Below are 6,914 nucleotides of genomic sequence, written 5' to 3'. Positions count from 1 at the left end.
ACGCATTTTTGCGATTAATCCAACAGAAAAACCTGCTTTACTTTCTTGGTCCAAATAAACTAATCCGTTTTCATTTACTCCGTCATCTTCTGAACTATCAGGAGTTCCTGGTAAAGGATTCTTTTGTGCTTTTGGAACAATCTTGTAATTCATCATATTTGTACCCAAAAAATATCCGAAACTAAATTTTTTTTGATCAGTTTCAGTTCGGTTTTCACTTCTGTCATTGTTTGGGCGAAACTGCGCATTTGCAATACTTGCAGCAGTTAACGATAATGCGATGATTAGATTTTTTCTCATAGACTTTCAACGAATAACAAGCAATTTTATTTTATACTTTTATAAATGCTTGCAATACCAAATGTAAGTTTTTTATCAATAGGTTGTGTGAATTTTACACTTTTCAAAATATTTTTCATTTCTTCTCCATGAGGAAAAGCACGAACAGAATCTGGTAAATAGGTATATGCGCTTTGATCTTTAGAAACCATTTTTCCAATAGCAGGTAAAATATTTTTAGAATAAAATGTATACAATTGTTTCATTGGGAAAGCTGTAGGGTACGAAAATTCTAAAATAATAAATGTTCCACCTGGTTTTAATACACGATTAATTTCGGCTAAACCTTTTTCTAAATTCTCGAAGTTACGTACGCCAAAAGAAACCGTTACGCAATCAAAAGTATTGTCAGAGAAAGGTAAATTTTCAGAATCTCCTTGTACCATGTCGATACGTTCTTCCAAACCTGCTTCTTTTACTTTTTTGCGACCAACTTCCAACATTCCGTTAGATAGGTCTAACCCCGTAATTTTAGCGTTGGTATTTTTACCCATCATTATCGCTAAATCTCCAGTTCCTGTTGCGATATCTAAAATCGTTTGTGGTTGAGAAGCTTTTACCATTTTGATGACATCTTTTCTCCACTGAATATCAATTCCCATTGATAAAACGCGGTTTAATAAGTCATATTTAGGAGAAATGTTATCGAACATTTGTTCGACTTGTTTCTTTTTATTTAAATCTGATGAATCGTAAGGAGTTACGCTATCGTGTTGATGATTTGCCATTGTGTAAAGTTATAAAATCTAAATTTTATTCGTAATTCTCGAAATAAAATTGTTTAAAATCTTCTTTGTTAAATATTTTCGATAAATCGGTTGCTTTTTCGCTACTCGCACTTTTAATGAACATTTTAGGATAATCTTGATCAATGTTGTAATAAAAGTTTTCGATGTATAATTGAGAAGATTTTTCGATAATTCCGTGATAAACTTTATCGTCTATCGCAATATTGTTTGATAAAAAGATTGAATCTTTATTTTTTCGAACACCATAAGGGCGTGTAAATGTATAATAATCTTGACGCGCTGGATTTATAAATCCATTTGCACGTGTAATATCAACAACTGTGTCTACGTTCTTATTGTCAAAAGTATAAACGATATGGGCTTTTCCTTTTTTTAGTTCTACACGCGCATTTTGTTGTGGAGCAATAGTGAAATCTTTATCGTTAATTTTAATTGTCAATGTTTTGTTCGATGGATTATCAATTACATAACCATCTTTTTTATTCAAAAAGAGATTGTAGACAATCACAATCAAACCTGCTAATGCACAGACTATTAATAGACCAACTAATGATGGATTTTTTTTCATGCTGCTAAATTAATTATACTTTATTAAATTAGCTATGAGTTATTACATATTTTTATCTACTATTTTAATGAAATGTGTAACTTTGCCGGTATTATTTTTTTATTTTAATTGAACAATATTAATATGATAAACTCTGTAATTACAGGTTCTGGACATTACCTACCAAACAGAATTGTTACAAACGAACATTTTATTAATTACGAATTTTTTGATGATAATGGTAATCGTTTAGATAAAACGGGAGAAGAAATCACACGTAAATTTGAGGAAATTACAGAAATTAGAGAAAGAAGATATGTTGAAGACGATTTGTTAAATTCTGATATCGCAACATTTGCTGCTAAACAAGCAATAGAAGATGCTGGGATTAATCCAGAAGAATTAGACTATATTATCGTTGGACATAATTTTGGAGATATAGATCCTGTAGGACATCAAATCGATATAATGCCATCTATTTCGGCAAAAGTAAAACATAACTTAGGGATTAATAATTTAAAGTGTAAGCCTTATGACATGACATTTGGTTGCCCAGGTTGGATAGAATCATTGATTTTAGGTCATCAATTTATACAAGCAAATATTGCGAAAAAAGTATTGGTGATTGGTTCTGATACTTTATCTCGTGCAGTGGATCCACATGATCGTTCGGCAATGATTTTTGCAGATGGTGCAGGAGCAGTGGTTTTAGAAGCAAAAGAAGCTGATCGTAAATATGGAATTCTTAATCACGAAACATTAAGTTATACAGGTGACGAATTAGCTTTTCTTACAAATGGTGTTTCGGTAAATCCAAACTTTAAAGGTTCTGTAAAAAATATAAACATGAAAGGTCGTAAAGTTTATGAGTTTGTGTTGAAAAATGTTCCACCAGCAATCAAAGAATTATTAGCTGATACCAATCTTGATATTGATGATATCAATAAAATATTATTGCACCAAGCAAATGCAAAAATGGATCATGCGATGATTGAACGTTTATATAAAAGTTTTGGAAAAACAGCTCCTGAAAATATAGATCCTATGACGGTTCAGTTTTTAGGAAATACATCTGTAGCAACAGTTCCAACAATGTTTGATTTAATCAAAAAAGGTAATTTAGCTCCACATCAATTTCATGCAAATGATAAAATTATTTTAGCCTCAGTTGGTGCTACGATGAATATTAATGCATTGATTTATCAATTCGAAAATTAATATAAAAAAACTGTAACTATCGTGAATACATTCGGAAGATTATTTAAAATATCAACTTTTGGCGAAAGTCATGGTGTAGCAATTGGAGGTGTTATTGATGGTGTACCGAGTGGAATCGAATTAGATTTTGATTGGATTCAAGCGCAATTAGATCGTCGTAAACCAGGACAATCTGCTATTGTAACGCAACGAAAAGAACCTGATACAGTTCAATTTCTTTCAGGAATATTTGAAGGAAAAACAACCGGAGCTTCAATTGGTTTTATTATTCCGAATGATAACCAGAAATCTCACGATTACGATCATATCAAAGGAGTTTTTAGACCATCTCATGCCGATTATACCTACGAAACCAAATATGGTGTTCGTGATCATAGAGGAGGAGGAAGAACCTCTGCACGTGAAACGGCAAATTGGGTTGTAGGTGGTGCTGTTGCAAAACACATTATTCCTGCAATTAATATTACGGCGTATGTAAGTGGAGTTGGTGAATTGAAATTAGATAATGATTATTCCGTTTTAGATTTTTCGAATATTGAGAAAACAGCTGTTCGTTGTCCTGATTTAGAAATGGCTGAAAAAATGATTGATCGTATTAAAGAAATTCGCAAAGAAGGAGATACTATTGGAGGAGAAGTAACTTGTGTGATTCAAAATGTACCAGTTGGTTTAGGAGAACCAATTTTTGATAAATTACATGCTCGATTAGGACAAGCAATGATGTCAATTAATGCTGTAAAAGGTTTTGAATACGGAGAAGGTTTTTCTTCAACTTCAATGAAAGGTTCTGATATGAATGATCAATTTAACCAAGACGGTACAACTAAAACGAACTATTCTGGAGGAATACAAGGTGGAGTTTCGAATGGAATGGATATTTATTTTAAAGTTGCTTTCAAACCTGTTGCCACATTAATGCAAGAACAAACTACGCTAAATGTAGATGGAGAAATGGTCGAAATGCACGGGAAAGGTCGTCACGATCCATGTGTAGTACCAAGAGCTGTACCAATTGTAGAAAGTTTAACAGCAATGGTTTTGGCTGATATGACGTTGCTTCAACGAACAAGAAATATATAGAATACTATAAAATCCGTTCTAAGAAGAACGGATTTTTTTTATTCCAATCAAAAAGAAAGTCTATAATTGATGATTTTAAAAATAAAAAAACCTCGCAATTTGCGAGGTTTCTTATTTGTATAGTTGAATAATAATTATTCTTCTGTAGATGGAGCTTCTTCTGTAGCAACTTCTTCAGACACTTCCTCTTTTTTCGCTTTCTTATCGTTAGCGTAAATTGGGTTATCGAAGTTAAAGAAAGAACCTTCTTCTTTATTAGCGTTAGCTGCTTTTTGAGCATCTAATTTAGCTAATTCTGCTCTAGTTTTAGCAGCTTCTTCAGCAGCTTTGATAGATGCAGCATCTGGTACAATTTCAAATCCAAAGTCTACTTCAACCTCTCTATGGAAACGAACTTTTGCTTCGTATTTTCCTAAACGTTTGATAGTATTTCCTGGGATTTTGATATTTTTCTTTTCAATTTCAACACCAGCTTTTACTAAAGCTTCTGCTAAGTCAGCATTGTTGATAGATCCAAATAATTTATCTCCAGAACCAACTTTAGCGTCGATTTTAACAACTAAACCTTCTAATTTAGCTGCTTTTTCTTTAGCTGAAGCAATTAATGAAGCTTCTTCTGCTTTACGAGCTTCTAAAGTTTCGTTTAATGCTTGTACATTTTTTGGAGTTGCAACTGATGCTAATCCACGAGGGATTAAGAAGTTACGTGCGTATCCAGGTTTTACTGAAACAACTTCAAATTCAAAACCTAAACCTTCTACATCTTGTCTTAAAATTACGTTCATGATATTTTAATATTTAGGTTATTATTTTAATTGATCACCAATGAATGGCATTAATGCTAAGTGACGAGCTCTTTTGATCGCTTTAGAAACTTTTCTTTGGTATTTTAAAGATGTTCCTGTGTAACGACGAGGTAAAATTTTACCTTGCTCATTCACGAATTGAATTAAGAAATCAGCGTCTTTATAGTCAACGTATTTGATTCCAAATTTTTTGAAACGACAATATTTCTTGTTTGATTGTGTTTCGATATCTAAAGGAGATAAATAACGGATTTCTGATTCGTTACCTCCTGCAGCTTTTTTTGCTAAATCGTCAATTGCCATGGCTTAATTACTTGTTAGAGTTAGACTTTAATTTTGTTCTACGTTTTTCAGCCCATTCAACACCGTGTTTGTCTAATTTCACAGTTAAGAAACGGATTACACGTTCGTCACGTTTGTAAGCTACTTCTAATTGAGAAACTAATTCGTTGTTGTCTGTTTTAAACTCTACTAAGTGGTAGAATCCATTTCTTTTGTTCTGAATTGGGTATGCTAATTTTTTCAATCCCCAGTTCTCTTTTGCTACGATTTCTCCTCCGTTAGCAGTAACAAAGTCATTGAATTTATTAACTGCTTCCTCTACCTGAGAATCAGATAGAACGGGAGTCAAAATGAAAACAGTTTCGTAATGTGTCATTTTTAACTTCTTTTAAGTTATTATTATACTAAAATTCGAGGTGCAAATATATAAATAATATTCTAATTATCACTAATGAATATTTATCGAATTTTTATTAACCTCTTATTTGTTGATTATTATTCAATTATCATGTTTGCGTTAAAAAAATGTTGACTTTTAATAAAAAAAATTTGCAGATTAAAAAAAGTGACTTACATTTGTCAACATAAAAGGCTAATGGCTTTTTCATAGGTTTAGGTTGGTTAAGGTTAAAACCCTCGTTTCTACGAGGGTTTTCCTTTTTTTTCTGAAAACATCTTCTTAAATTTGGTCATAATATTTAATGTAAAATTTTATGACAACAAAATACAATCCCATTCCAAATGAATTATTCATAAAGAATAGAGCGAAATTTGTAAAAGCAATGAAACCTCATTCTCTTGCTATTTTCAATTCAAATGATATTTATCCCATCTCATCCGATTCTACTTTACCATTTGCACAGCACCGTGATATATTTTATTTGTCGGGCGTAGATCAAGAAGAATCTGTTTTATTGATTTTTCCTGATGCTTATGATCCAAAATATAGAGAAGTATTATTTGTTCGTGAAACAAATGACCATATTGCTGTTTGGGAAGGAGAAAAATTATCAAAAGCTCAAGCTACAGAAGTATCTGGTGTGAAAACAGTACTTTGGCTACAAGATTTACCAAATGTTTTACGCAAATTAATGGTTGAAGCAGAGAATGTTTATGTTAATAAAAATGAACATTACCGTGTGACAGAAGCTCCGCAAGTAGAAACTCGTGAAGATCGTTTTGTGAAGCAATTACAAGCAGACTATCCTGGGCACACTTATTTGCGCTCTAATCCTATTTTGCAACGTTTGCGTTCGGTTAAAGAACAAGAAGAAATTCAATTGATTCAACATGCATGTGATATTACAGAAAAAGGATTTCGTCGAGTATTAAATTTTGTAAAACCAGGTGTTTGGGAATATGAAATAGAAGCAGAGTTTGTACATGAATTTATTCGTAATCGTTCAAAAGGTTTTGCTTACACACCAATTATTGCGTCTGGTAATAATGCGAATGTTTTGCATTATATTCAAAATAATCAAGAATGTAAAGATGGTGATTTGATTTTGTTTGACGTTGCAGCAGAATATGCAAATTACTCATCTGATATGTCGCGTACAATCCCAGTTAATGGAAAATATACAAAACGCCAAAGAGAAGTATATGATGCCGTTTTACGTTGTAAAAAGGAAGCAGAAAACTTATTGGTTGCTGGAAATAATTGGTACAAATATCACGAAGAGTTAGGTAAAGTTTATACATCTGAATTGTTAGGATTAGGTTTATTAGATAAAGCTGATGTTCAGAACGAAGATCCAAATTGGCCAGCTTACAAAAAATATATGATGCACGGTACTTCTCACCACATGGGACTGGATACGCATGATTATGGTTTGTTGACTGATGATTTTGTTGCGGGTATGGTATTTACAAACGAACCAGGATTCTATATTC

At 32.3% G+C, this 6,914-nt stretch carries 7 protein-coding genes and 2 pseudogenes; 3 read left to right on the top strand and 6 right to left on the bottom strand.

Annotation, left to right across the window (positions count from 1 at the left end; all coding sequences use genetic code 11):
• The 3 genes and pseudogenes from Q0616_RS08925 to Q0616_RS08915 all read right to left on the bottom strand — a co-directional run.
• Positions 1–300: pseudogene (locus Q0616_RS08925) on the bottom strand (PorT family protein); the annotation flags it as partial.
• Positions 301–326: 26 nt separating this feature from the next.
• On the bottom strand, positions 327–1,067 hold the full coding sequence (gene ubiE, locus Q0616_RS08920; RefSeq protein ID WP_225540333.1) for a bifunctional demethylmenaquinone methyltransferase/2-methoxy-6-polyprenyl-1,4-benzoquinol methylase UbiE: 741 nt from the start codon (positions 1,065–1,067) through the stop codon (positions 327–329).
• Positions 1,068–1,092: 25 nt separating this feature from the next.
• Positions 1,093–1,656 carry a hypothetical protein gene (locus Q0616_RS08915; RefSeq protein WP_171622447.1) on the bottom strand — a complete coding sequence of 188 codons (564 nt, stop codon included), beginning with the start codon at positions 1,654–1,656 and terminating at the stop codon, positions 1,093–1,095.
• Positions 1,657–1,779: 123 nt separating this feature from the next.
• Here Q0616_RS08915 and Q0616_RS08910 point away from each other — a divergent pair, with 123 nt between their 5' ends.
• Together Q0616_RS08910 and aroC are read left to right on the top strand one after the other, a co-directional pair.
• Positions 1,780–2,853: a 3-oxoacyl-ACP synthase III family protein gene (locus Q0616_RS08910; RefSeq protein ID WP_171622448.1), complete on the top strand. Its 1,074-nt coding sequence runs from the start codon at positions 1,780–1,782 to the stop codon at positions 2,851–2,853.
• 21 nt (positions 2,854–2,874) lie between these two features.
• Entirely contained in the window at positions 2,875–3,933 is a 1,059-nt protein-coding gene (aroC, locus tag Q0616_RS08905) for a chorismate synthase (protein WP_260542402.1), read from the top strand.
• 329 nt (positions 3,934–4,262) lie between these two features.
• Here the strand turns inward: aroC and rplI are convergent.
• The 3 genes and pseudogenes from rplI to rpsF all read right to left on the bottom strand — a co-directional run.
• Positions 4,263–4,718 (bottom strand): annotated as a pseudogene (gene rplI, locus Q0616_RS08900) (50S ribosomal protein L9); the annotation flags it as partial.
• A 21-nt stretch (positions 4,719–4,739) separates the two neighbouring features.
• Positions 4,740–5,042: a 30S ribosomal protein S18 gene (gene rpsR / locus Q0616_RS08895; protein WP_171622451.1), complete on the bottom strand. Its 303-nt coding sequence runs from the start codon at positions 5,040–5,042 to the stop codon at positions 4,740–4,742.
• Positions 5,043–5,049: 7 nt separating this feature from the next.
• Positions 5,050–5,397, bottom strand: a complete 348-nt coding sequence (gene rpsF, locus Q0616_RS08890) for a 30S ribosomal protein S6 (protein WP_171622452.1) — start codon at positions 5,395–5,397, stop codon at positions 5,050–5,052.
• Positions 5,398–5,734: 337 nt separating this feature from the next.
• Here rpsF and Q0616_RS08885 point away from each other — a divergent pair.
• Positions 5,735–6,914 (top strand): aminopeptidase P family protein (locus Q0616_RS08885; RefSeq protein ID WP_298776581.1); only part of this gene is annotated, 1,180 nt, incomplete at its 3' end.

It is taken from the genome of uncultured Empedobacter sp., from assembly GCF_937930195.1.
GTDB lineage: Bacteria > Bacteroidota > Bacteroidia > Flavobacteriales > Weeksellaceae > Empedobacter > Empedobacter stercoris.
Note: the sequence above shows the minus strand (reverse complement) of the source record. Positions and strands in the feature narration are given on the sequence as shown.